General features: G+C 69.3%; 24 protein-coding genes and 1 pseudogene. 5 read left to right on the forward strand and 20 right to left on the reverse strand.

Translation table 11 applies throughout. The features are described from left to right. Position 1: 1 nt before the first annotated feature. Entirely contained in the window at positions 2-2,053 is a 2,052-nt protein-coding gene (locus GP2_RS07095) for a M3 family metallopeptidase (RefSeq protein ID WP_040526586.1), read from the reverse strand. Positions 2,054-2,070: 17 nt separating this feature from the next. Next, positions 2,071-3,972: a translation elongation factor 4 gene (gene lepA / locus GP2_RS07100; RefSeq protein WP_006899808.1), complete on the reverse strand. Its 1,902-nt coding sequence runs from the start codon at positions 3,970-3,972 to the stop codon at positions 2,071-2,073. A 38-nt stretch (positions 3,973-4,010) separates the two neighbouring features. Here lepA and GP2_RS07105 point away from each other — a divergent pair, with 38 nt between their 5' ends. After that, complete coding sequence (locus GP2_RS07105) at positions 4,011-4,703, forward strand: alpha/beta hydrolase family protein (RefSeq protein WP_174320704.1); 693 nt, start codon at positions 4,011-4,013, stop codon at positions 4,701-4,703. Then, on the forward strand, positions 4,700-5,128 hold the full coding sequence (locus GP2_RS07110) for a type II toxin-antitoxin system PemK/MazF family toxin (protein WP_006899810.1): 429 nt from the start codon (positions 4,700-4,702) through the stop codon (positions 5,126-5,128). The genes GP2_RS07105 and GP2_RS07110 overlap by 4 nt, the downstream gene beginning before the upstream one ends. 15 nt (positions 5,129-5,143) lie before the next feature. On the opposite strand, the gene GP2_RS07115 is transcribed toward GP2_RS07110, so the two are convergent. The 4 genes from GP2_RS07115 to GP2_RS07130 all read right to left on the reverse strand — a co-directional run bounded on the left by GP2_RS07115 (position 5,144) and on the right by GP2_RS07130 (position 9,976). Further along, the gene (locus GP2_RS07115; protein ID WP_006899811.1) at positions 5,144-5,992 is read right to left on the reverse strand and encodes a transglutaminase family protein; all 849 of its coding nucleotides are present in this window, start codon (positions 5,990-5,992) and stop codon (positions 5,144-5,146) included. Then, positions 5,989-6,966 (reverse strand): alpha-E domain-containing protein, encoded by a 978-nt coding sequence (locus GP2_RS07120; RefSeq protein ID WP_006899812.1) that lies wholly within the window; start codon positions 6,964-6,966, stop codon positions 5,989-5,991. Before GP2_RS07120 ends, GP2_RS07115 begins: the two co-directional genes overlap by 4 nt. Continuing rightward, positions 6,963-8,738 carry a circularly permuted type 2 ATP-grasp protein gene (locus GP2_RS07125; RefSeq protein WP_006899813.1) on the reverse strand — a complete coding sequence of 592 codons (1,776 nt, stop codon included), beginning with the start codon at positions 8,736-8,738 and terminating at the stop codon, positions 6,963-6,965. Before GP2_RS07125 ends, GP2_RS07120 begins: the two co-directional genes overlap by 4 nt. 83 nt (positions 8,739-8,821) lie before the next feature. Then, positions 8,822-9,976, reverse strand: a complete 1,155-nt coding sequence (locus GP2_RS07130) for a hypothetical protein (protein WP_006899814.1) — start codon at positions 9,974-9,976, stop codon at positions 8,822-8,824. A 228-nt stretch (positions 9,977-10,204) separates the two neighbouring features. Between GP2_RS07130 and rpsT the strand changes: the two genes are divergently transcribed. Further along, entirely contained in the window at positions 10,205-10,468 is a 264-nt protein-coding gene (gene rpsT, locus GP2_RS07135) for a 30S ribosomal protein S20 (RefSeq protein WP_006899815.1), read from the forward strand. Between the two features lie 210 nt (positions 10,469-10,678). Here the strand turns inward: rpsT and holA are convergent, their stop codons facing one another. The 13 genes from holA to GP2_RS22495 all read right to left on the reverse strand — a co-directional run bounded on the left by holA (position 10,679) and on the right by GP2_RS22495 (position 22,462). Beyond that, positions 10,679-11,647, reverse strand: coding sequence for a DNA polymerase III subunit delta (gene holA, locus GP2_RS07140; protein ID WP_006899816.1), 969 nt, complete (start codon positions 11,645-11,647; stop codon positions 10,679-10,681). A gap of 182 nt (positions 11,648-11,829) precedes the next feature. Beyond that, positions 11,830-13,224, reverse strand: a complete 1,395-nt coding sequence (locus GP2_RS07145) for a ComEC/Rec2 family competence protein (protein WP_006899817.1) — start codon at positions 13,222-13,224, stop codon at positions 11,830-11,832. Between the two features lie 3 nt (positions 13,225-13,227). Beyond that, positions 13,228-14,319 (reverse strand): ComEA family DNA-binding protein, encoded by a 1,092-nt coding sequence (locus GP2_RS07150; protein ID WP_040526587.1) that lies wholly within the window; start codon positions 14,317-14,319, stop codon positions 13,228-13,230. Between the two features lie 97 nt (positions 14,320-14,416). Continuing rightward, positions 14,417-14,542 (reverse strand): hypothetical protein, encoded by a 126-nt coding sequence (locus GP2_RS22070; protein WP_255218595.1) that lies wholly within the window; start codon positions 14,540-14,542, stop codon positions 14,417-14,419. A gap of 365 nt (positions 14,543-14,907) precedes the next feature. After that, positions 14,908-15,768, reverse strand: a complete 861-nt coding sequence (locus GP2_RS07160) for a DegV family protein (protein WP_006899820.1) — start codon at positions 15,766-15,768, stop codon at positions 14,908-14,910. Between the two features lie 87 nt (positions 15,769-15,855). Beyond that, the gene (gene octT, locus GP2_RS07165) at positions 15,856-16,587 is read right to left on the reverse strand and encodes a diglucosylglycerate octanoyltransferase (protein ID WP_083900210.1); all 732 of its coding nucleotides are present in this window, start codon (positions 16,585-16,587) and stop codon (positions 15,856-15,858) included. A gap of 41 nt (positions 16,588-16,628) precedes the next feature. After that, complete coding sequence (locus GP2_RS07170) at positions 16,629-17,342, reverse strand: histidine phosphatase family protein (protein ID WP_006899822.1); 714 nt, start codon at positions 17,340-17,342, stop codon at positions 16,629-16,631. Beyond that, entirely contained in the window at positions 17,339-17,701 is a 363-nt protein-coding gene (gene rsfS / locus GP2_RS07175; RefSeq protein WP_006899823.1) for a ribosome silencing factor, read from the reverse strand. The genes GP2_RS07170 and rsfS overlap by 4 nt, the downstream gene beginning before the upstream one ends. Beyond that, positions 17,702-18,568 carry a nicotinate-nucleotide adenylyltransferase gene (nadD, locus tag GP2_RS07180; protein ID WP_006899824.1) on the reverse strand — a complete coding sequence of 289 codons (867 nt, stop codon included), beginning with the start codon at positions 18,566-18,568 and terminating at the stop codon, positions 17,702-17,704. It abuts the gene before it with no gap. Positions 18,569-18,598: 30 nt separating this feature from the next. Then, positions 18,599-19,993 (reverse strand): vWA domain-containing protein, encoded by a 1,395-nt coding sequence (locus GP2_RS07185; RefSeq protein WP_006899825.1) that lies wholly within the window; start codon positions 19,991-19,993, stop codon positions 18,599-18,601. Next, on the reverse strand, positions 19,993-20,910 hold the full coding sequence (locus GP2_RS07190; RefSeq protein ID WP_006899826.1) for an AAA family ATPase: 918 nt from the start codon (positions 20,908-20,910) through the stop codon (positions 19,993-19,995). Before GP2_RS07190 ends, GP2_RS07185 begins: the two co-directional genes overlap by 1 nt. Continuing rightward, positions 20,910-22,193, reverse strand: a complete 1,284-nt coding sequence (locus GP2_RS07195; RefSeq protein WP_006899827.1) for a glutamate-5-semialdehyde dehydrogenase — start codon at positions 22,191-22,193, stop codon at positions 20,910-20,912. Before GP2_RS07195 ends, GP2_RS07190 begins: the two co-directional genes overlap by 1 nt. A 110-nt stretch (positions 22,194-22,303) precedes the next feature. Further along, a complete protein-coding gene (locus GP2_RS22495; protein ID WP_506256197.1) occupies positions 22,304-22,462 on the reverse strand; it encodes a DUF8730 family Cys-rich protein in 159 nt (52 codons plus the stop codon). A 180-nt stretch (positions 22,463-22,642) separates the two neighbouring features. On the opposite strand from GP2_RS22495, the gene GP2_RS07200 reads away from it, so the two are divergent. Both GP2_RS07200 and GP2_RS07205 read left to right on the forward strand, forming a co-directional pair. Then, positions 22,643-22,942, forward strand: a complete 300-nt coding sequence (locus GP2_RS07200; RefSeq protein ID WP_006899828.1) for a hypothetical protein — start codon at positions 22,643-22,645, stop codon at positions 22,940-22,942. Positions 22,943-23,102: 160 nt separating this feature from the next. After that, positions 23,103-23,435 (forward strand): annotated as a pseudogene (locus tag GP2_RS07205) (DMT family transporter); the annotation flags it as partial. A gap of 8 nt (positions 23,436-23,443) precedes the next feature. Here GP2_RS07205 and GP2_RS07210 read toward each other — a convergent pair. Beyond that, positions 23,444-24,226, reverse strand: coding sequence for an HNH endonuclease family protein (locus GP2_RS07210; RefSeq protein ID WP_006899830.1), 783 nt, complete (start codon positions 24,224-24,226; stop codon positions 23,444-23,446). Between the last annotated feature and the right edge of the window lie 14 nt (positions 24,227-24,240).

Below are 24,240 nucleotides of genomic sequence, written 5' to 3' on the forward strand. Positions count from 1 at the left end.
CTCAGGCCGCCAGTCCCCGACGACGCAGCAGCGGGTCGATCTGCGGCTTGCGCCCGATCAGCTTCTCGTGCGCGGCCAGCGGGTCGACGCTGTCACCGCGCGACAGGGTCGCCTCGGCGAAGCGTCGACCGTTCTCCCGCTCGAGGCCGCCCTCGGCGAGGAACCACTGCTCGGTCTCGGCGTCGAGCACCTCCGACCAGATGTAGCTGTAGTACCCGGCCGAGTAGCCGCCGCCGAAGATGTGATTGAAGTAGGCGCTGCGGTAGCGCGGCGGGATGAGTTCGGTCTTGAGTCCCGCGTCGGCGAGTGCCTTCGCCTCGAACGCCTCGACATCGGTGACGGCCTGCGCCTCGGCGGGCGTCAGGCGGTGCCAGGCGAGGTCGAGCGACGCGGCGGCGAGGTACTCGATGGTGGCGTGCGCGGACTCGGTGCCCGCCGATTCCCGTGCGGCGGCGGCCAGTTCGGCCGGGATGGGCTCCCCGGTCCGGTGGTGGATCGCATAATTGGCCAGCACATCCGGGTGCAGCGCCCACATCTCGTTGACCTGCGACGGGAACTCGACGAAGTCGCGCGGCACCGACGTGCCCGACTGCGACGGGTAGTCCACCGACGACAGCAGCCCGTGCAGGGTGTGCCCGAACTCGTGGAACAGCGTGGTCAGCTGGTCGATCGAGAGCAGGCACGGCTGTCCCTCGTCGGGCTTGGGCACGTTGAGGACGTTGACGATGATCGGCCGGTCGCCGAGCTTGCTCGACTGGTCGACGATGTTGTTCATCCACGCGCCGCCGCGTTTCGACGGACGCGCGAAGTAGTCGCCGAGGTACAGGCCGATGCCGACCCCCGAGTCGTCGCGGACCTCCCACACCCGCACGTCGGGGTGGTAGACGGGCAACCCGGTCAGCTCGACGAACTGCAGGCCGTAGAGCTTGTTCGCCGCGTAGAACACGCCGCGGGTCAGCACGGTGTCGAGTTCGCAGTAGTCGGCGAATCCGTCGAGCGGGACCGTTGCCGTCGCCTTCTTCTCGCGTTCGAGCCAGAAGGTCAGGTCGGCCGGACCGATCTCGGCGTCGCCGGCGAACTCGCTGAGCCGCGTCAGTTCCCGGCCGCCGGCGCGCGTCGCCGACGCGTTGAGCTCGCGCAGGAAGTCGTCGACCGCGGACGGGTCGGGGGCGGTCTGCTCGGCGATGACGTATTCCGCGTGGTCGCGGTAGCCGAGCAGCTCGGCCCGCCGGGCCCGAAGTCGCACGATCTCGAGGACGAGCTCGCGGGTGTCGTGCTCGTTGCCACGGGAGCACCGGTTGACCGAGGCGTCGAAGACCTTCTGCCGCACCTGCGGATTCGTGAGTTCGGCGAGCACCGACTGACTCGTGGGCAGTTCCAGGGCGATCAGATACCCGGTCTCGTGCCCGGCCTCTGCCGCGGCCCGTCGCGCGGCGGCGATCTGCCCCGCGGACAGCCCGTCGAGGTCGGACTCGTCGGCGACGAACACCGCCGAGTCGTTGGTGTCGTCGAGGATCTTCTGCGAGAACGTCGTCGTGAGATAGGCGAGGCGGGACGCGATCGCGCGCATCTCCTCCTGTTCGGCCTCGCCGAGTCCGGCGCCCGCGCGCACCGCCTCGCGGTACCGCTTGTCGAGGAGGCGGCGCTGCGGCTCGGTCAGGTCGAGCTCGTCCGCGCGCTCGGCGAGGTCCTTGATGCGCGCGAACAGCACCGGATGCATCGCGATGGTGTTCGCGTGGTCGGTCAGCCGCGTCGAGAGCTCCTGGGAGATCTCGTTGCGCCTCGGGTTGGTGTCGGGGCCGACGAGGTTGAAGAAGATGCCCGACGCGCGCGCGAGGTCACGCCCGGACAACTCCAGCGCCTCGACGGTGTTGCCGAAGGTCGGCGGGTCCTCGTTCGCCGCGATGGCCTCGACCTCGGCGAGGTGCGATTCCATGGCCGCGGTGAACGCGGGCAGGAAGTCGTCGTCGGAGATCGACGCGAAGTCGGGTAGTCCGTAGGGCAGATCGCTGTGTGCCAGTACCGGATTGGTCGAGCCGTCCTGCCCTGCCATGCCGTCCCCTCTCGCCATCACTTCCCTTTTGGCTTGTCGCCCATCGCATCTGTGGACAGTGCCGCCACGAAGGCCTCCTGCGGGACGTCGACGCGGCCGATCGTCTTCATCCGCTTCTTGCCTTCCTTCTGCTTCTCGAGCAGCTTGCGCTTTCGGCTGATGTCACCGCCGTAGCACTTGGCGAGCACGTCCTTGCGGATCGCGCGGATGTTCTCGCGCGCGATGATCTTCGAGCCGATCGCCGCCTGCACCGGCACCTCGAACTGCTGGCGCGGGATGAGCTCCTTGAGCTTGAGCGCCATCTTGTTGCCGTAGGCGTAGGCGGCGTCCTTGTGGACGATCGCGCTGAACGCGTCGACGGCCTCGCCCTGCAGCAGGATGTCGACCTTGACCAGGTCGGCCTCCTGCTCGCCGGCCTCCTCGTAGTCGAGGCTGGCGTAGCCGCGGGTACGCGACTTCAGCGAGTCGAAGAAGTCGAAGATGATCTCGGCCAGCGGCATCGTGTACCGCAGCTCGACGCGGGTCTCCGACAGGTAGTCCATGCCGCCGAGGTCGCCGCGCCGCGACTGGCAGAGTTCCATGATCGCGCCGATGAACTCGCTCGGCGCGATGATGGTGGTCTTCACGACGGGCTCGTAGATGTGGCGGGTCTTGCCCTCGGGCCAGTCGGACGGGTTGGTGACGATGTGCTCGGAGCCGTCGTCCATCACCACGCGGTAGACCACGTTGGGCGCGGTCGAGATGAGATCGAGGTTGAACTCCCGCTCGAGTCGCTCGCGGGTGATCTCCATGTGCAGCAGACCGAGGAAGCCGCAGCGGAAGCCGAAGCCGAGGGCCACCGAGGTCTCCGGCTCGAAGGTGAGCGCGGCGTCGTTGAGCTGCAGCTTCTCCAGTGCCTCGCGCAGCACCGGGTAATCCGAGCCGTCCACCGGGTAGAGGCCGGAGTAGACCATCGGCCGCGGCTCGCGGTAGCCGGTGAGCGCTTCGCTCGCGCCGTTGCGGGCGCTGGTGACGGTGTCGCCGACCTTCGACTGGCGCACGTCCTTCACGCCGGTGATGAGGTAACCGACCTCGCCCACGCCGAGGCCGGCGGACGCCTTCGGTTCCGGCGAGACGATGCCCACCTCGAGCAGCTCGTGGGTGGCGCCGGTAGACATCATCTGGATCTTCTCGCGCGGCACGATCTTGCCGTCGACGACGCGGATGTAGGTGACCACGCCGCGGTAGGTGTCGTAGACGGAGTCGAAGATCATCGCGCGCAGCGGGGCGTCGGGATCGCCGACGGGCGGCGGCACGAGGCGGATCACCTCGTCGAGCAGTTCGCGCACGCCGACGCCGGTCTTGCCCGACACGCGCAGCACGTCCTCCGGCTCACAGCCCACGATGTGGGCGAGCTCGGCGGCGTAGCGGTCGGGATCGGCCGCGGGCAGGTCGATCTTGTTCAGCACCGGGATGATGGTGAGGTCGTTCTCCATCGCCAGGTACAGGTTGGCGAGCGTCTGCGCCTCGATGCCCTGCGCGGCGTCGACGAGCAGGATCGCGCCCTCACACGCCTCCAGGGCGCGCGAGACCTCGTAGGTGAAGTCGACGTGCCCGGGGGTGTCGATGAGGTGCAGGACGTAGTCCTCACCGTCCACCTGCCAGGGAAGACGGACGTTCTGGGCCTTGATGGTGATGCCGCGCTCGCGCTCGATGTCCATGCGGTCGAGGTACTGCGCGCGCATCTGGCGCTCCTCCACGACACCGGTGAGCTGCAGCATCCGGTCCGCCAACGTCGACTTGCCGTGGTCGATGTGGGCGATGATGCAGAAGTTCCGGATACGCGCCGGGTCGGTGAAGGTCTTGTCGGCGAAGCTGGGAATGGGAACTACTCCTCTGGGACGACACGGGGTAGGACGGACACGGGCGTTGACCACCATGTTCTCATGAGCGCCGCCGCTCGCGCCGAGGCGCTACCGTGACAGCCGTGTCAGCCGACTCACCGAACAGTCCCGAGGTGGCCGTCTCGATCGTCGAGACCGACGACGTCGCCGCCGCCGTGCACCACCCGGCCGGTACGCCGCGCGCGACGATCGTCCTCGCGCACGGCGCGGGCGGCAACCGCGACACCGTCATCATGCGGGCGCTCGCCGACGAGCTCTCGGCCCGCGGGTACGTCGTCGCGCGCATCGACCTCCCCTACCGCCGGCGCCGCCCGAAGGGGCCGCCGAGTCCGTCGACCTCGCCCGCCGACCGCGACGGCATCCGCGCGGCCTGCGCGTTCTTCCGGGTCGAGTCCGACGGCCCGCTGTTCGTCGGCGGGCACTCCTACGGCGGGCGGCAGGCGTCGACGGCGGTCGCCGAGGACGGTTCCGCACTCGCCGACGGCCTGCTGCTGACGTCCTATCCGCTGCACCCGCCGGGCAAGCCCGACCGGCTGCGCACCGAGCACCTGCCCTCGATCACCGTGCCGACCCTCGTCGTGCACGGCAGCACCGACCCGTTCGGCACCTCCGCGGAGATGGCCGAGGCGATCGCACTGATCCCCGCGCCGACGCGCATCGTCGACGTCGAGAAGGTCGGCCACGACCTCAACCCGAAGAGGAAGCCGACGCCGGCGCTGACCGCCGACGCCGTGGACGAGTTCCTGATGCGAGAATCGGGCGCGTGACGACACGCCGCATCGAGCCACGTCTGCGTCCGACCGCAGACGTCGCCCGCACGATCAGTTACACCCCCGACCTCGACGGCGACGCCGACCCCGGCGAGATCGTGTGGACCTGGGTCGCCTACGAGGACGACCCCGATCAGGGCAAGGATCGCCCGGTGCTCGTGGTCGGCCGCGACGCCAACGCCGAGACCGCCGACGACGTCCTCGGACTCATGCTCTCCAGCAAGGACCACCACCGCGACGACGCCAACTGGCTCGCCATCGGGACGGGCACGTGGGACTCGCAGAACCGGCCGAGCTTCGTCCGCCTCGACCGCGTCCTGGTCGTCGACGCCGACGGCATCCGCCGCGAGGGCGCCATCCTCGACCGCAAGCGGTTCGACGCGATCGCCGTCGAGCTGCGGGCGCGGTACGGCTGGCGCTGAGGGCCGGCACCGAGACTAGGCCAGTCGCGTGATCTCCACGATCACGTCTAGGTCCTTGGCCTTGCCACCGGTGTAGACGCCTTTCAGCGGCGACACGTCGGCGTAGTCGCGACCGATGCCCACCGACACGTGCTGTTCGGTGATCGGCGTGTTGTTCGTGGGGTCGATGTCCCACCAGCCGCCGGTCCACGCCTCGATCCACGCGTGACTCTGGCCCTGGACGGTCTTGTCGATCTTGGCGTCGGGCCTCGGGTGCAGGTACCCGGAGACGTATCGCGCCGGGATCCCCAGCCCGCGGAGCATCACCAGCGTCAGATGCGCGTAGTCCTGGCAGACGCCCTTGCGCTCGTTCCAGGCGTCGACGGCGGTGGTGTGCACGCCGGTCGTACCCGGCACGTACTCCATCTCCTCGTGGACGTACCGGGCGACCGCCTCGACCGTCTCCTCCGGGGTCAGCCCCTTGGCCACCCGCTTGGCCGCCGCGATGAGCTGCCGGTTCCTCGGGACGTACTCGGTGTACGACAGCATCTCGTCGTAGCGGTCCTTGACCTCTTCGCTGTTGAGGTCGTCCCACGTGGCCAGCTCGTCCTCGGGCACGCGCGGCCCGGGCTCGGTCTCCACCACCGACATGCCCGTCACCTCGAGCTCGTCGTGCGGCGCGTGGAGGTCGAAGGCGGTGACCGCGGTGCCCCAGTAGTCGGTGTAGCGGTAGGCACGCGTGGCGGGCACCGTCTCCACACGGTTGACGATGACGTTCTGGCGGGCGTCACTGCGCGGTGTGAGTCGGGCCTCGTTGTACGACGACGTCACCGGGCCGTCGTACGCGAACCCCGTGGAATGGACGACGCGTAGACGCCAGCTCACAGTTCACTCTCCTCGATCACATGGCCATCGCTGACCCGCGCGTCGGCCCACGCGACGTACGGCGACACATGGAAGTACTGGTTGGTGACCGCCTCGTTGACCGCGCGGCAGGTGTCCTGCAGGTCGACGAGGCGGTCCTGCAGGCCGTCGAGCAGCTCCCCGGGTTCGAGGAACTCCAGCGAGCTCCGGGCCCGACCGAGCAGGCGTTGCGCCTCCGCACGGGCACCGACGCGGCTCGACCCCTTCTCGAGCTGGCCGAGATTGTGTTCGGCGACGCTGAGCGCGTGGAAGATCGACCGCGGGAACAGCCGGTCGAGGAGCATGAACTCGACGATGTTCTCCGCGTCGAGCACGCCGCGGTAGGTGCGCAAGAAGGTGTCGTGCCCGCCCGCGGAGACCAGCACGTTGACCCACGCCGGGGACGACGTGCGATCGCCCGCGCGCGACAGCAGCATGCGGATCGTCATGTCCACGCGCTCCACCGAGCGCCCGAGCAGCAGGTACCGGTAGCCGTCGTCGTGGCTGAGCGTGGCGTCGGCGAGTCCGGCGAACATCGCGGCGCGGTTCTTGATGTACGAGAGGAACTCGTGCGGGCCCAGGCGGCGCGCCCGGCGTTCGGCCGCGTCGAGGCCGTTGTAGGTGGTGTTCAGACACTCCCACAACTCACTGGACGTGACTTCCCTTGCGCCACGCGCATTTTCACGCGCCGCGCGGATCAGGTCGACGATCGACCCCCGGGTGTCGGCGTCATAGGCGACGCGTTCGGTGAGCGACCAGACGTCGAGCTCGGAGTCGGTGTCGGGCGCGACGAGGCCCAGCACCTGGATCACGAGGCGGGCCTGCTGGTCGACGTCGACGGTGGTGTCCTCGAGCAGCTGGTGGATCGCGACGTCGAGGATGCGGGCCATGTCGTCGGCCCGCTCGACGTAGCGGCCGATCCAGTAGAGCGATTCGGCGTTGCGCGCCAGCATCATCGGGCATCACCACCCTGCACGTGTTCGTCGGCGCCCTGTTGCTGTTGCTGTTGCTGCTGGGTCTGGGTGTGAACCGGATCGGGCGCGCTGTCCGCGGGGCGGGCCGCCGCGACCCCGCTGGAGGTGACCACCTTGGTGCCGGACAGCTCGCGCTCGGCCGCGGAGCTGCGGCCGGCGAGCACCCAGGTGTCTTTGGAGCCGCCGCCCTGGCTGGAGTTCACGACGAGCGATCCCTCGGGCAACGCGACGCGGGTGAGGCCGCCGGGCAGCACCCACACCTTCTCGCCGTCGTTGACCGCGAACGGTCGCAGGTCGACGTGCCGCGGCCGGATCACGTCGTCGACCTTGGTGGGCACCGTCGACAGCTGCACGACCGGCTGGGCGATCCATCCGCGCGGGTCGTTGCGCACCTTGCGCGCCAGCGCGTCGAGTTCGGCCTTCGTGGACTCGGGCCCGAACACGATCCCGTATCCGCCCGATCCCTCGACGGGTTTGACGACGAGCTCGTCGATGCGGTCGAGGACCTCCTCGCATTCGTCGGGCAACCAGCAGCGCAGGGTGTCGACGTTCTGCAGGCTCGGTTTCTCGCCGAGGTAGTACTCGATGATCTCGGGCACGTAGGTGTAGATGAGCTTGTCGTCGCCCACGCCGTTGCCGACGGCGCTGGAGATGACCACGTTGCCGGCGCGGGCCGCGTTCAGCAGGCCGGCGACGCCGAGCATCGAATCCGGCCGGAACTGCAGCGGATCGAGGAAGTCGTCGTCGATGCGCCGGTAGATGACGTCGACGCGCTGCTCGCCCTCGGTGGTCCGCATGTAGACCACGTTGTCGCGGCAGAAGAGGTCTCGCCCCTCGACGAGCTCGACGCCCATCAGGCGTGCGAGCAGCGAGTGCTCGAAGTACGCCGAGTTCGCGACACCCGGGGTCAGCACGACGACGGTCGGGTCGGCCTCGTTGAAGGCCGCCGACGCACGGAGCGCACACAGCAGGTGACTCGGGTAGTCGGCGACCGCGCGCACCCGGTGCTTGGCGAACAGGTCCGGGAACACGCGCGACATCGCGCGACGGTTCTCGAGGACGTAGGAAACACCCGACGGCGAACGCAGGTTGTCCTCGAGCACCCGGAAGTCGCCGTTCTCGTCGCGGATCAGGTCGATGCCGGCGACGTGGATGCGAACACCGTTGGGCGGCCTGATGTTTGCGGCCTGCCGATGGAAGTGCTCGCACGAGTGAACGAGACGTTTGGGCAGCACCCCGTCGCGCAGGATCTCCTGCTCGCCGTAGATGTCGTCGAGGAACAACTCGAGCGCCTGCACGCGCTGGGTGATGCCGGCCTCGAGCTTGTTCCACTCGGCGGCCGAAATCACGCGCGGCACAATGTCCAATGGGAACGGACGTTCCTGGCCCGACAACGAGAACGTGACGCCCTGGTCGAGGTAGGCCCGCCCGAGCGCCTCGACGCGCGCCTCCACGACGTCGGACTGCTCCTCGTCGGCGAAGGCCTTGTAGATGCCCCGGTACGGCGGGCGGACCTCGCCCGACGCGTCGAACATCTCGTCATATGCCTTGCCGTAAGGGCCTTTTGAGTACCCCGCGAAGTTGCCGGTGAAACTGTCGGCGCCCGACTTCGCCGACCTGCCCGATCCCGCACCCTTGGCCGTACCCGAGCGCGTCGACGTCGACTTCCCTGATGTGCTCGACGAGCTGGTCTTCGCGGATGCGGCCTTACGCGCCGCCTTCTTGGCGGGCGCGCTTGTCGATGCGGGGGTCATGAATTGTCATGGTGCCCCATGTCGGCGGAATCGGCACGATTGTCGGCAGACATGTCGTACACACCACTGCCCCACCGTTGCGTTCAGGCCGAACGCCGCACCGCGAGCGCCCGGCGGCGCACCCGGCGCACGACGTTGGCGGCCCGCGTCTTCAGCGGCGGCCCGACCTTCGGCAACGGAGCGGCGAGGATCATCTCGGCCATGGTGTCGAGCGCGACGTCGAGGACCTGGCCGTCGGTCGGCATCGGCACGTCGTCGTCGGCCCCGTCTGCGGACACGCGGAGGTCGGCGAGATCGCCGGTCACGTCGTAGCCCGCGTCGCGGATGGCCTCCACCATCTCCGTGGCCAGGCCGGCGGCCCACTGCCGGTGCTTGACGCTCAGCCCCTGCGGCGGGCCGGATTCGGCCTCGAAGAGGATCTCGCCGATCACCTGCCCCTTGATGATGCGCTCGTAGCGCCGCCACTCGATGGTGTCGGGCTGCAGCCGCTGGTTGAGGTGACGCAGGAATTCCGCCTGCGCCGCCGACAGCGAGCTGTTCAGGCTGGGCACCGGGATAGTGAGGGGCACGGGGTCGACGTTCATCGCGGCGAGGAACCGCTCCCACAGACCGTCGCCCTTCGTCCGGGTGCGCGGCACGGTCACGACGTGCACCCGCTCTGGCCCGACGAACCGCGCCCAGCGCGACAGGATGCCGACGTGGTCCTGGAACTCCCAGAACGGCTCGTCCTCGACGACGGGTTCACCCACCCGATCGGGGTCGGCGCCGCCGACGGCGTTGGATTCCGCGGCGAACGCCACCGAGTCGACGAACTCGTCAAACGACGCGCGACGCTGGTTCTTGACGTTCTCCTGCCACACCGACGGCAGCTGGCGGGCGAGATCGCGCACCGTGGCGATCACGTGCACCTCGTCGGCGAAGGACAGATCGTCGAGGAGTTTCTCGATGTGCTCGGACGTGGCGGTGGAGAACAGCTCGTGCGAGATCAGCGAGGTCTGGGGCCAGGCCCTCATCTGTTTGACGAGCGTCGGCCAGACGCCGGCGAACGCCGGATCGGCCCAGTCCAGATAGCGCTCGGGCTGCAGATGGACCGCGGCGTGGAAGTGATCGGAGATGACGTTGCCCGGGTACAGCAGACCCGACGTCTGTAACGCCAGGTCGCGGTTGCGCCAGAGCCGATCCTGCAGGTGCGTGGTACCGGTCTTGGGCAGACCGATGTGTACATAGACAACGGACATGATGTCTCGAGCCTAGACTTTTGCGCACGATGATTCTTATCGGCGTCCTCGGGCGCCCCGCCGGATTTTGGGCTCGATGAACCCGGCTGGTAATGTTGTCCGCTGTTGCGGTGACGCCGTGAAGTTGCTTCACGAGCCGATCGCCGCGCGGGTGAGCCCGGGTCTGCCGGCGCGCCGCCCGAACCGAACAGACAGACATATCCACCAGCAACGACAGAGGTAACACGCGTGGCGAACATCAAGTCCCAGATCAAGCGCAACCGCACCAACGAGAAGAACCGGCAGCGCAACCAGTCGGTGAAGTCGGAGCTGCGTACCTCGATCCGCCACTTCCGTGAGGCCGTCGACGCCGGTGACAAGGACAAGGCCATCGAGCTCGGCCGCTTCGCCAGCCGCAAGCTGGACAAGGCCGCCAGCAAGGGCGTCATCCACGCCAACCAGGCCGCCAACAAGAAGTCGGCCATCGCGCTCGCGGTCAACAAGCTCGGCTGACACCCCTCGGCCCTCGGGCCGACCACGGCACGCCGCGCCGTCACATGTTCATACTCGCGTTCACCCCGGCAGCATCCACGCGGTTGCCGGGGTGATCGTCGTCGGTGGGGTCGGCGTGATTGCGACGACGAGCCGGGGTTCACCGACCCGGCCACCGGCCGAGCAGGCGACGACGCAGCGCGGCGCCCGTGCTCCGGTCCCGCCGCTCCCCTACAGTCTCCGTCGCCCGTCCGGCCGCAGTTCGGCCACCGCGGCGACCGCGTGCGCGAGCGCGTAGTCGGCGTCGGCCGCCTGCCCCTTTACGTCGCCGTTGAGCTTGGCGACCACACCGATGGCGCGCGCGATCGATTCGGAGTCCCACGCCTTGGCCTTGGCCTGGACGCTCTTGACGCGGTTCGGGGGCATGCCCAGCTCCGACGCCGCGCTGTACGGATCGATGCCGCCCATCGGCCGGACACGCGCGATCGAGTGGACCGCCTCGGCGAGCGCGTCGGCCAGCAGCACGCGCGGCACGCCGTGGTGCATGGCCCACTCGAGGGCCTCCAACGCGCCGGCGCGGTCCCCGTTGACGGCCTTGTCGGCGATCTCGAAGCCGGTCACCTCCGGCCGGCCCTGGTAGTAGAGCTGCACCGTCTCGACGGTGACCTTGCCGCCGGTGTCGGCGACGAGCTGAGCACACGCGGCGGCGAGCTCCCGGAGTTCAGAACCCACCGACTCCACGACCTGTTCGACGACGTCTGCGCTCGCCTTGACCCCGAGAGACCGGAATTCGTTGCGGACGAAGGTCATCCGGTCCGACGGCCACTTCGGTGTCGCGGTCTCGTGTTCGACGGCACCGGCCTTCTTCAGCGCAGCCACCATCGACTTCGCGCGGCCGCCGCCGGTGTGGATCACCATCAGGGTGATCCCGTCGGGCAGTGACTTCGCGGTAGCGGTGATGAGCGCCGCCGGCTCCTTGCCCGCTTCGGCAGCGGCCTCGACCACGACGATGCGTTCCTCCGCGAACAGCGACGGGCTCAGCAGCTCGGCGAGCTCGCCCTCGCTGACGTCACCGGCGCGCACGCGGGTCACCGGGACCTGGGTCCCGGCTTCCCTGGACGTCTCCTCGACGACCTTCGAGATCACCCGGCCGGTCAGGAAGTCGTCGTCTCCGAGAAGCAGGTGCAGGCGATCGGTCACGTGCTCATCGTGCCAGATGGGGCGGACAGCGACGCACATGAGACCGAGGGGAGAGTCCCCGTCGCTTCCTCGCCGGGATGCACCCCGAGATGCACCCTCCAGCACGCCGCCGGCGACATATCGTCATCCGCTCAGCCTTCGTGGGTGGTCTTCCGGGGCGCCTCCCGGTCCAGGCGTCCGGATCAGCCCGGCCACGGCACGTCCACACTCGCCCACCCGACTCCACCGAGGGTCCGAGCACACCAGACCATCCACCACAGTTCCGGGCCGAGGGCTCGGACGAGGAACTCGGCGATACCCGCACACACTCCGTCGGGCGGACCGATCGCGCCGATGAGCGCGGCCACCGTCCCGAGGACGCTGATGACCGCGACCACCGGGGCGACGAGCAGGTTCGCGACGACGCCCACGACCGAGATCCGCCCCGTCACCAGCACCAGGATCGGCGCGGTGACGATCTGGGCGGTCACCGCCATCGCGACCGCCTCGGCGAGACCCGCCGGACATCGCCAGCGTCTCAAACGGTCCCGGATGCGCGGCGCCCACAGCACGATCCCGCACGTCGCCGCCACCGACAGCGCGAAGCCGGGCTGCAGGGCCAGTTCCGGCCACCACAGCAGCCCGCCGATGACCGCGGCACCGAGAGCCGGAAACGACTGAGCCCGCCGGGAGGCGAACAACGCCATGACCCCGACCCCGCCCATGAGGGCGGCACGAACGACGCTGGGGGTCGGTCGCACCAGCATCGTGAAACCGGCGATCACCACCAAGCCGATCACCGCCGACGATCGCGGCCCCACCCCGATGCTCCGGACGAGCAGTAGTGCGGCCCCACAGACGATCGCGAAGTTGGCTCCCGACACCGCCGTCAGATGACTGAGCCCCGCCGCGCGGAAATCGTCACGCAGGTCCTCGTCGAGGCCGGACTCGTCACCGAGGACGAGCCCGGGAAGCAGACCCGCGGCTTCCGGCCCCAACGCACGGGCCGCCACGAGGTGCAGGCGCTGCCGAATCGCGCCGGCCGCGTGCTGGTACGCGGGAGGCCCGCCGACCGGCTTCGGTGCCTGCGCGGTCAGTGACGCGACGAGCAACGAGCGATCCGGCGGCGGACGCACTCGCACGACGGCGGTCACCCGCTGTCCGGGGAGCAACCCCGACCACGCCTGTGCCGAACCACGCAGCTCCGCCGAGGCCGACGACACCGGATACCGACCGATCTGCTCGACGTCCACCCGCACCCTGATGCGTCCCTGTCGCGCAGGGCCTGTGGGCGTCGGGTCACCGCGCAAGGTCATCACGACGGTCTGTTTTCCCGAGAGGTGTGCGAGCGGGTGGTCGGCCCGCGCGTCCTGCCGAATCGCCATCGACGCCGCGCACGCGCACGCGAGACCTGTCGCGATGATCCCGAGACCGACGATGTCCCAGGGCATTCGACTACGCGCACAGGCGATTCCGAGCACGACGGCGACCGTGCCGGAGGCGGCCGCGAGACCGATGGTGACGCCGAGCGGGGCCACCAGTCCACATATCGTCGACGCCCACACCACCACCGCCGGCACGAGAAGCCGGAAGTCCATCGCTCAGACCGTCACGCGGTCGCGCAGTTTGGCCAGCCGTGCTGCGCCGATGCCGTCGACCTCGGCGAGTTGATCGACAGAGGTGAAGCGTCCGTTGCGCTGCCGCCAGTCGATGATCGCCTTCGCGGTCACCGGGCCGATGCCGGGCAGCGTGTCGAGCTCTGCCTCGGTGGCGGTGTTCAGATTGACCTTCCCGCCGCCGTCCCGCGAACCCGCCTCCGCCGCGGGGCCGTCCGGAGCCCCTGCCGGCTCCGTGGACCCACCACTGCTCCCCGACGCACCGACGACCGCGCTCTTCAACGACATCTGGCCTTGACCGCCCGCATATCCGACCAGGATCTGATCACCGTCGCGAAGGACCTGAGCGAGGTTGAGTGACAACAGATCTGCGCCCTTGCGCGTGCCACCGGCCTTCTCGATCGCGTCGGCGACCCGTGCGCCGGACGGCAACCGCACGAGGCCGGCGTCGTTGACCAGGCCGACGACGCTCACCACGATCTCGCCCGGCGTCGTACCCGGTTGCGGCGAGGACGGGCCGCTCGGTTCCGTCGTGGCACCCGGAACCGTCGTCGCACCCGGTGCCGCCGAGGCCGAACCACCCGCGGGTGCACCGAAATCCACGACAGGCGCGGGGTCCGATCCCCGGAAGAGTCCGAAAGCAGCCACAGCACAGGCGATCACCCCGACCGCGATGAGTGCGAGGGCTCCGGGCGGCGCGATCGCGAACCGCCGACGGGGCACCGGGTCCTCATCGTCCCAGAATCCTTCCCGTTCTTCGTCATCCGCGTCGAGGACGTCGTCGAATCGGCTACGCCGGCGCCCGAACCCACCACGTGCCGGCTCCGCCGACCGCGGACCCTCCGACCGGTGGTGCGTCGACCGGTCTTCTCTGCCGGGTTCGGGTGCCAGCCAGGTGGGCATCGCGCCGATCCCCCAGCCCGGGTGATCGGCCTCGTCGGCCGGCCCTGCGCCCGAGCCGTTGCCGACACCTTCAGACGATTCCGGCTCCCTGGCCGATTCTCCGTCGCACGGCCGCACGGGCATATCGACCGGTCCGAGACGGTCCAGTGGGTTGGGTCGCCCTGCTGTGCTCATGCCGCACGACGATAGGCCCGCTGACCTCCCCGCACCGGCCCGGTGGAGCGGGCCCCGGGATATCTGGGGACGGTGCGGGGTTGTGAACAGCCGGGAGTCAGTCGGGCAGACGGGTGCCGTCGAGCGCCACCGGATCGGCCCACGGCACCGGCAACTCCGGCACGTCCACGTCCACTCCGATCCGCGAGCCGCGCTCGGGCACGTGGTCGACGACAGACGCCACCGCGTTCAGACGCTCGGCGAAGATCGCGTCCGGAGCAGTGAATTCCGTTGGGACGCATCGGACAATCCGCAGTCTCTCGAACCGGTCGCCGCGAGGCGCAACGTCCTCGACGTCACGCCGTCCCCCGGCAGGTCCCGAACGGTGAATCTCTCGGTCCGGCATTCGACCCGGTCGGACCGATCCGATCGGTGATCTCGCCGGCAGTCCGCTCGTCTGGCGCCGATCCCGCCGGCAACTCCTTCTCCGGATCGTCATCGCAGCGGGCGATGATCAGCTTCGCCCCGGATTCCGGGGATGTCCGTCGCGCCATGTCCTCGGCCCTCCGGACGAGCGCCGCCAGGAGCACGACGGCCGTCCCCCACGCCTCAGCGCGCCTCGATCCCCTCGATCGGATCGAGGTGCGAGGCGATGACGACGCCCACCGCTCCCGGGCCGACATGAGGACCGAGGATCGGCCCGAGCTCGACGACCAGCTCCGAGGTGACCATCCGCAATCGACCGCGGAGGGTCTCGAGGAGCTCCTCGGCGACGACCGGACTCTCGCAATGCTGGATGCCGACCGTGACCGCCCGCCCGCCGGCGCACTCGACCGCGGCGTCGACCATCTTGTCCAGCGCCTTGGAGTAGGTGCGGTGGCGCTCCCGCAACTGCAGCGTGCCGTCGACCATGTGCAGGATCGGCTTGATCGACAGTGCCGACCCGAACAGCTTGCCCGCGGCACTGATCCGGCCGCTCTGACGCAGGTTGTCGAGCTGCTGCACGGCGAGCAGGGAGTCGACGGTGGCGGCCTGACGGATCGCGGACTCGTAGACACGGTCGCGGTCGGCGCCGGCGGCTGCGGCCTGTGCCGCCGCGATGGCGGTGAAACCGACTGCGAGACCGACGGATCGGGAATCGACGATGCGGACCTGGCCGGAGAACCTCTCCGCCGCCAGCCGCGCCGAGCTCCACGTACCCGACAGTTTCCGGGACAGATGAACCGCGACCACACCGTCGCCCTCACTGGCCTCGAGCGCGGATTCGAAGTACTCGGTCAGCTCCGCAGGATTGGCGCCCGACGTCGTCACCCCGGGAGTCGAGGACAGGTTCTCCGGGATGGGGTCGATGCCCTCGCGATAGTCCTTGTCGTCATACGACACGTGCAGTGGCACCTGACGGATCCCGTAGTGCGCGGCCACCGACTCCGGCAGCCGAGACGACGAATCTGTGACGACGACGACAGGCACCCGTCTAACTTAACCGGTTCCACGCAGCCGCATCACATCGGTTCTCCACGAACGACCCCGCTTCCGGGACCATCTGCGGGCCCGGACCTACTCGGCCCTGGCCTCCTGCGTCCCGGCCCCGCCGGTCCTGAGCGCCTCGACGACCGGCACCACTTCGTCGGCGATCCGCCGGTGACACTCGAAACCCCAGTGGATGCCGTCGGGGTTCATCTCGGTGTCCGGGTCGCCGAACGCGTCCCGGGTGACCGGATAGAAGTCGACCACCGGCAGGTCGTGCGCGTCCGCCCATCGGGCGATCGCGGCCGTCGTGGGAATCCGCCCGGAGTGCACGTGGCCGTAGTAGGGGCTGTCGTGCGTCGGCGGCAGGCACACGACGATCGACAGGTCCGGCCGCAGCTGGGTCAGCGCGCCGCGGATCTTCTCCAGGTACTCCACCGTCACCTTCGGCGGCAGCGCCAGCGGCCACCCCAGCCTCGACCCGCGCGGCTGCACCCACGAGTACGCCGCACGCACCAGCTGGCGCAGCCGGCTCGGCCGCACATAGCGGATCTGCTCGCGCAACGCGGTCGGCAACGGCGACGGCAGGGAATCCATGCCGCCGAACGCGAGAACGACGACGTCGGCGAGCGGGACCGTGGCCCAGATGTTCGGGTCCTGGGTCAGCGCCCACCACACGTCCCGGCTGGTCCATCCGATCCGGCCGAAGAGCCGCACCGGCATCCCCAGATCGGAACCGACCAGCGACGGCCAGATCCGCGGATCGTCCGACGGCAACCCGCCCGTCGGCCCGTAATAGGCGAGCGAGTCCGACAGGACCATCACGCAGCGTTCGCCGGAATCGCCGGCCCGTACGACGTGCGTCACTGAACGGCTGGGTCGGCGTCCTCGGCCGACGCATTCCACACATCGAGGCGCCAGCGCGGGGCGGCGCCGGGCACACCGTGACCCGACAGCTGCACCCAACTGGTGTTCGCCAGGCCGCCGAACACCGGCCAGTTGTCCACCGGCAACCCGAGGAGCGCAGCAGTCATCGCCGCGATCACGCCGCCGTGGGCCACCAGGACCACCGGCGCCTCGGGGTTGTCGCCGACGCCCCAGTCGGGGAACAGCTCGATCAACTCGTCGACCAGCGGGGTCGACCGCTTGGCGACATCGACCCGGCTCTCCCCGCCCGGCGGCGGCCAGGTCGCATCATCGCGCCAGACGACTCGTGCGCCCGGCATCGCCGCATCGACCTCGTGGTGGGTCATACCCTGCCACTCACCGAGGTGGGTCTCCCGCAGCCGCACATCGGTTCGCACTGTGAGTCCGGTGCGCTGCGCCAGCGCCTCCGCGGTGTCGCGGGCGCGCTTGAGATCCGACGACCAGATGGCCTTCGGCCGGCGCTTCGCCAGCGCAACCGCCGCCGAATGCGCCTGCCGCACACCGAGGTCGGAGAGATCGGTGTCGAGTTGACCCTGCATACGGCTCGTCGCGTTGTACTCGGTCTGTCCGTGGCGCAACAGGATCAGGCGACGCACCACCGGGGTGAGACGTTCGACGGCGGTGTCATGGGTGTCGGGACCACCGCTCACGAGATGCCTTCCACCTCGATCGTCGGGCAGTCCTTCCACAGACTCTCCAACGCATAGAAGCGACGCTCGTCGGTGTGCTGGATGTGCACCACGATGTCGGCGTAGTCGAGCAGCGCCCAGCGACCCTCACGGGTGCCCTCGCGACGCAACGGCTTGTGACCGGCCTCGCGCAGCTTGTCCTCCACCTCGTCGACGATCGCGTTGACCTGCCGCTCGTTGTCCGCCGACGCGATCACGAAGCAGTCGGTGATCACCAGCTGCTCCGACACGTCGATCACCGTCACGTCGTGGGCGAGCTTGTCCGCGGCCGCAAGAGCAGCCACCTTGGCCATCTCCACCGCTTCAGCTGACGCAGTCACTCAAGTCCTCTCGATATCACTTCCGGGTCGTCGCCCGCTCGATGCTCTCGGTCTCCGGGACGGTGTCGGCACCCCCCCACCGCCCGCTCGCTCCGCTCCCGGCGCGGCACCCCCACCGCCCGCTCGCTCCGCTCCCGGCGCGGCACCCCCACCGCCCGCTCGCTCCGCTCCCGGCGCGGCACCCCCACCGCCCGCTCGCTCCGCTCCCGGCGCGGAGACCCCCGGGGACGACGCCCGAGGCGCACGATACAGCTTCCGCTTCGCGATGTACTGCACGACGCCGTCGGGCACCAGGTACCAGACCGGCCGTCCCTGGGCCGCCCGCGTCCGGCACTCCGTCGACGAGATCGACAGCGCCGGGATCTCCAGCAGGGTGAGCGTGTCGGCCGGCAACTGCTCGAGGTGCTTCGCCAGGTGCGTGGCGTCGAGCTTGTAACCGGGCCGGCTGACGCCGACGAACCGGGCGAGGTCGAACAGCTCCTCCCAGTCCTGCCACGACAGGATCGACTCCAGCGCATCGGCGCCGGTGATGAAGTACAACTGGGCGTCGGGCAGCTGCTTGTGCAGGTCGCGCAGGGTGTCGACGGTGTAGGTGTCGCCCTCGCGATCGATGTCGACGCGGCTCACGCTGAACTGCGGGTTCGACGCCGTCGCGATGACCGTCATCAGGTACCGGTCCTCGGGCGGGCTGACCATCGCGTGCTCGCCCAGCTTCTGCCACGGGCGTCCGGTCGGCACGAAGATCACCTCGTCCAGCTCGAAGCGATGGGCGACCTCGCTCGCAGCCACGAGGTGGCCGTTGTGGATCGGGTCGAACGTGCCACCCATGACGCCGATTCGGCGCGCACGACGGCGGTCGGTTGACATGGACGGTCAGTCTACGCGGTGCCGCCGGGCTCAGACCGGCAGCAGGTCGGCGATGACGGTGCCGAGCTGGGTGGCGTTGCGGCATTCGAACATGTCGATCACCTCCGCGTAGTCGGGGGCGGCCGAGTCGCCGGTCCCCCAGTGCTCTTTGGCCTCCGGGTTCAGCCAGTACGCGTGACGTGCGCGTTCGACGAGTTCGGCGAGCGCATCGGTGTGCGCGTCGTGGTAGTTGTTCCGGGCGTCGCCGAGGATCAGCAGCGCACCGCGGTGGGTCAGCGACTCCCCGTACTCGCTGACGAATCCGGCCAGCATGTTGCCGTAGTCGGAGTGGCCGTCGCGGGTCGAGATGCGCGCGGTGGAGATCATGTGGTGCATCGCCGCGCCGAAGTCCTCCTCGCCGTGGTCGAAGTAGTCGGTGACCTCGTCGACGGTGTCGACGAAGGCGAACACCCGCACCTTCGAGAACTGTTGCCGCAGGGCGTACACCAGCCGGAGAGTGAACTGGCTGAACCCGGCGACCGAACCGCTGACGTCGCAGATGATGATCAGCTCGGGCCGCCCCGGGCGCGGTTTGCGATGGCTCAGCTCGATCGGGACCCCACCGGTGGACATCGACGCGCGCAACGTCTTCCGGACGTCGACCGCGCCCCGGTGCGCCCGGCGCCGACGCGTCTCGAGCTTCGCCGCGAGCAGACGGGCCAGCGGCTCGATGGTCTTGCGGATCTCGACCTGCTCCTTCGCGCCGGCAGACAGGAAGTTGACGTTCTCCGGCAGCGGCGGCACCGCGTACGCCCCGACCTTCTCGCGGCCGTTGCGATCGGCCATGCGACGCTGCGTCTCCCGCTCGATGGCGGCCCGCAGGTCGGCCGCCTTCTGACGGGCCGCCTGCCGATAGAGTTCCCCGGTGCCCGGCCGGCCGCCGTCCCCGTCGCCACTGTCCATCGCCGCGGCGATCTTGGCGATGAGCGTCTGCGGGTTGACCGCGGAGATGGCCTGATACGCCGAGAACGCCTCCCCCTTGGTGCTCCCGTAGCGGCCGAGTTCGTCGACGATCATCGCGATCGCCTGGTCGAGTCGTCCGTCGTTCGCGGCGGTGTCGTCGGCGAGCATCTCCGCGAGCGCGTCGCGGACCGCCTCGACGTCGAGGTTCCCGTCCTCGTCGCGGGGCAGATCCTCGGTGACGGTGCGCATCCCGGCGCCGATCGGGAACCAGAGGTCGAAGACGCGGTCGAACACCGGTCGGTGCGAGTGGTCGACGAGGAGCGTGGTGGCGAGACCCTCACGCAGGCGGGGCCGCTCGAGGAGATCGAGGACCTCCATCGCCGACGCGGCGTCGATCAGCGCAGAGGGTCCGACGACGATCCCGCGCCGGCGCAGCTCATCGACGAAGTCGGTGAGATGGTCGACGAGCGGTGTCGTCGTCATCAGCCCAGCTTGAGTTCTTTGAGGGCCGTCTTCAGGTCGGGACGGTGCTTGAGCACGACCCCGAGGGTGCGGGCGATCAGTCCGTCGTCGAGCCCGCTCTTCTTGGCGTCCGCCTGCTCCCCCGCCCCGAGCGCGAGAAGCGTGTTGGCCCAGTCGATGGTCTCGGCCACCGACGGCTTCTTGCGGATGTCCAGCGTGCGCAGCACCCCGACGATCCGGACAAGTTCCGCGCTCAGCGACGCCGACAGATTCGGCACCCGCGACGCGAGGATCTCCTTCTCCCGCTCGGCGTCGGGGAAGTCGATGTAGAGGTACAGGCAGCGTCGCTTGAGCGCCTCGGACAGCTCACGGGTCGCGTTGGAGGTGAGCAGCACGATCGGGCGACGCTGCGCCGCAACGGTCCCCATCTCGGGAATGGTGATCGCGAAGTCGCTGAGCACCTCGAGCAGCAGGCCCTCCATGTCGACGTCGGCCTTGTCGACCTCGTCGATGAGCAGCACGGTCGATCCCTCGCGCGAGATCGCCTTCAGCAGCGGACGGGGCAGCAGGAACTCCTCGGAGAAGATGTCCGCCTTGGCCTCGTCCCAGGCGCGGGTGCCCGTCGCCTGGATGTGCAGGATCTGCTTGGCGTGGTTCCACTCGTAGAGTGCGCGCGCCTCGTCGATGCCCTCGTAGCACTGCAGGCGGACGAGTTCGGCGTCGGTGGCCGCGGCGATCGCCTTGGCCAGCTCGGTCTTGCCGACGCCCGCCGGCCCTTCGACGAGCAGCGGCTTGCCCAGCCGATCGGCGAGGAAGGTCGACGTCGCGGTGGCGTCGTCGGCGAGGTAACCGGTCTCGCGCAGACGCGCGACGACCTCGTCGACGGAGGCGAAGGACGGGACGACGGCGGGGCCGGCCACCGGCTGCGGGGTGCTCATCACGCCGGCCGAACGTGGCCGTTGCCCCAGACCAGCCACTTGGTGGAGGTCAGTTCGGGCAGGCCCATCGGGCCGCGGGCGTGCAGCTTCTGGGTGGAGATGCCGATCTCGGCGCCGAAGCCGAACTGCTCGCCGTCGGTGAACGCGGTGGAGGCGTTGACCATGACCGCGGCGGCGTCGACCCGCTGGGTGAACTCGTCGGCGGCCGACAGGTCGGTGGTGATGATCGCCTCGGTGTGCCCGGTGCCGTAGGTGTCGATGTGGGCGACCGCGGCATCGAGGTCCTCGACGACCTTCATCGCGATGTCCATCGACAGGTACTCGTTGGCCCAGTCCTCCTCGGTGGCCGGCTCCATGCCGGACTCGTCGCCGTGGATGACCACGCCCTGCGACTGCAGCACCTGGGTGATGCGCGGCAGCGCGTCGGCGGCGATCGCCTTGTCGATGAGGACGGTCTCCGCGGTGTTGCAGACACTCGGGCGACGGGTCTTGGAGTTGAGGAGCACTCGCACCGCGACGTCGAGGTCGGCGAGGGCGTGCACGTACACGTGGCAGTTGCCGACGCCGGTCTCGATGGTGGGGACGGTCGCGTTGGACACGACCGCCTCGATCAGCCCGGCACCGCCACGCGGGATCACCACGTCGACGAGGCCTCGCGCGCGGATGAGAGCGGTGACGCTCGAACGGTCTTCACTCGGCAGCAGCGACACCGCGTCAGCGCTGACGCCCTTGGCCGTCAGCGTCTCACGGAGGATGCGGACGAGCTCGGCATTCGACGACGCGGCCGACGACGACCCGCGCAGAAGGACCGCATTGCCGGACTTGAAGGCGATGCCGAACGCGTCGACGGTGACGTTGGGGCGGGCCTCGTAGACGATGCCGACGACACCGAGCGGGACCCGCACCTGCCGCAGCTGCAGCCCGTTCGGGAGGGTCTTGCCCGCGGTGATCTCACCGATCGGATCGGGCAGGTTGGCGACCTGGCGCAGACCGTTGGCGATTCCGACGACCCGCTCGGGGGTCAGTCGCAGCCGGTCGAGGAGGCTGGCCTCGGTGCCCGCCGCCTCGGCGCGCGCGATGTCGTCGGCGTTGGCCGCGAGGATCGACTCCGAGGCGGCCTCGAGAGCGTCGGCTGCGGCGAGCAGCACCTCGTTCTTGTCCGCGGTGGTCAGGCCGCCCAGCGTGCGGGACGCGGCCTTGGCGGCCTTGGCCAGGCCGAGGACGGCCTTCTCGACATCGGTGTCGCCGGCAGCGACAGAAGGCTCTGCGGTGGGTGCGCTCATCAACATCCTCGACTTCGCGGGTGGTCGCCGCGGCGTGCCCGCCGCGGGAAAAGTGCCGGTGTCAAGAGTAGCGCCGAGCCGAGTCCGCCCCAAGGAGATATCCGGTCCGCTCAGGCCCGAGACCACCACTTCGACCGCCGACCCGAGACCCGCGGGTGCCCGTCACACCACCTCGACGCGGGGACCTGGCTCTTGATGGCGTCGACGTGACGGCCGCAGCCCGACCACGTCGTCTTTCCACAGGTCTTGCAGGTCACGGGTCGACACACGCCGCCTGTCCTTTCGTCGTCTGTTCGAGATACTTCAATATACCCCCTGGGGTATATTGACCGAGTGCCCCGTCAGCCCGATCCGCCGCACGTGACGAGCGCGAAGATTTGCTATCGTGAATTGCGTCTGCACTCCGACACGGGGTGAATGGCTGTCGTGTCTATCGGGGAGAAGATTCGATGACGTTGCTGACGCATGCCCTCGAGGGGGCTCATGTTCTGCAGTCGGCGCCGTCGAGCGCCGCACTCGCCTGGTTCCGACGTTTCACGACATCCGCGGCCGCCCGGGTTCTCGCCTTCGTCGGCGGCTGCGCGATGCTCTTCGCCGCCGCGGCGTTCCTGCCGGCCATCGCCTTCGAGACACTCACCTGGTCGGCCACGTGGCGGCTGCTCGGCAGTCTCGTTCTCGCCGGCGTGGGGGCGCTGTCGTTCTGGGTGGGCGCCAGCGGGATCGTCGCGCGCCTGATCGATCCACAATGACCGTGCGGTGCGCGCCGCCACACCTCGGCGCGCACCGACCTCCTCCCACCTGTCCCCTGAGGCCCCGTATCTTCTCGCCCTGCGCATCTGACCGTCCCGGCTTAGGGTTTCGTCACGAGAACGCAGGTCGGCTTCGAGAGATGTGAGAGGTGTGCGCGACGTGGCGTGGTTGGTGCTGGTGGCCGCGGGCCTGATCGAGATCGTCTACATGGCGGCGCTCGAGAAGTCCGAGACCTTCACGCGTCCGTGGCCGACCGCGATCTTCGCAGTCGGGGTCGTCGCCAGCATGGCCGGTGTCGCCTACGCGATCCGATCGATACCGCTGGGCACCACCTACGCGGTGTGGGTCGGCATCGGTGCGGTCGGCACCTCGCTCTACGGCATGCTGTTCCTCCACGAACCAGCCGGGTGGGCGCGGATGGGTTGCATCTTCCTGATCCTCGTCGGCGTGGTCGGACTCAACCTGCTGCACAACGCGTCCGGGGGCGAGGCGGCCGATCCTCATCCACACGCCAACGCCTCTGCGAGCGCGTCCCGCGACCTCGCGTCGACCGAGAGCCCGTAAGCGAGACTGACCATCACGAACTGGATCGCGTACTGGCACCGGAAACCACGTGCGCGCGGCAGCCAGCGCGCCGGTTCGGAATCACCCTTGTCCTGGTTCGACCTCCCGTCGACCGCGACGAGGTTCGCGGGGTCGTTGGCGAAGTCGACGCGCCGCGCCATCCCCCACGACCACGCCCCCATGTCCCATGCGTAGGCCAGCGGCACGATGTGGTCGATCTGCACCGCCGACGCCGCGCGTTCCCTGCTGAACACGACGAACTCACCGCTGTACGGACTCCGGAACTCGCCGCCGAGCACCGCCCGGGGACAGCTCGGGATCGGTCCGGCGCGGATGTCCTGGAGGTCTCGGGCGAGGATGTCGTTGCGGGTGTCGCAGCCGTTTCCTCCGCCGGCGACCGACACCGCATCGGTCCACGCAGCCCCGAACGCCGCACGGTCGTAGTCGTCCCGTTCCGGACGCTGCGCGACCACGGGCAACGAGTCCAGCCGCGACAGCGCCTCCCGCGCCATCGAGAGCACGTGCGGATCGGCGTCCGGGTGCGCCCAGAACCCGCCGCTGCCGATCGCCACGACGATCGACGTGAACACCGCGAAGACCAGCAGCGCCCACTGCTTCGGCGTGAGCCCCGGGGCCGACGAGCCGGCCCGGACCGACCACCGCGCACGCGTGCACAGCTCGCGCAGCCGATGTGCTCGACGGGCGTTGCGGCGGGTCATGGGAGTTGGACGCC

Origin of the sequence: Gordonia paraffinivorans NBRC 108238 (genome assembly GCF_000344155.1) — a bacterium.
Classification (GTDB): Bacteria; Actinomycetota; Actinomycetes; order Mycobacteriales; family Mycobacteriaceae; genus Gordonia; species Gordonia paraffinivorans.

Coding starts and splice junctions, on each gene's coding strand:
- GP2_RS07095 (WP_040526586.1), bottom strand. CDS start 2,053: ATGGCAGGGCAGGACGGCTCGACCAATCCGGTACTGGCACACAGCGAT.
- lepA (WP_006899808.1), bottom strand. CDS start 3,972: ATGGTGGTCAACGCCCGTGTCCGTCCTACCCCGTGTCGTCCCAGAGGA.
- GP2_RS07120 (WP_006899812.1), bottom strand. CDS start 6,966: ATGATGCTGGCGCGCAACGCCGAATCGCTCTACTGGATCGGCCGCTAC.
- GP2_RS07125 (WP_006899813.1), bottom strand. CDS start 8,738: ATGACCCCCGCATCGACAAGCGCGCCCGCCAAGAAGGCGGCGCGTAAG.
- GP2_RS07130 (WP_006899814.1), bottom strand. CDS start 9,976: ATGTCCGTTGTCTATGTACACATCGGTCTGCCCAAGACCGGTACCACG.
- GP2_RS07145 (WP_006899817.1), bottom strand. CDS start 13,224: ATGGACTTCCGGCTTCTCGTGCCGGCGGTGGTGGTGTGGGCGTCGACG.
- GP2_RS07150 (WP_040526587.1), bottom strand. CDS start 14,319: ATGAGCACAGCAGGGCGACCCAACCCACTGGACCGTCTCGGACCGGTC.
- octT (WP_083900210.1), bottom strand. CDS start 16,587: ATGGTCCTGTCGGACTCGCTCGCCTATTACGGGCCGACGGGCGGGTTG.
- nadD (WP_006899824.1), bottom strand. CDS start 18,568: ATGTCAACCGACCGCCGTCGTGCGCGCCGAATCGGCGTCATGGGTGGC.
- GP2_RS07185 (WP_006899825.1), bottom strand. CDS start 19,993: ATGACGACGACACCGCTCGTCGACCATCTCACCGACTTCGTCGATGAG.
- GP2_RS07190 (WP_006899826.1), bottom strand. CDS start 20,910: ATGAGCACCCCGCAGCCGGTGGCCGGCCCCGCCGTCGTCCCGTCCTTC.
- GP2_RS07195 (WP_006899827.1), bottom strand. CDS start 22,193: ATGAGCGCACCCACCGCAGAGCCTTCTGTCGCTGCCGGCGACACCGAT.
- GP2_RS07200 (WP_006899828.1), top strand. CDS start 22,643: ATGACGTTGCTGACGCATGCCCTCGAGGGGGCTCATGTTCTGCAGTCG.
- GP2_RS07210 (WP_006899830.1), bottom strand. CDS start 24,226: ATGACCCGCCGCAACGCCCGTCGAGCACATCGGCTGCGCGAGCTGTGC.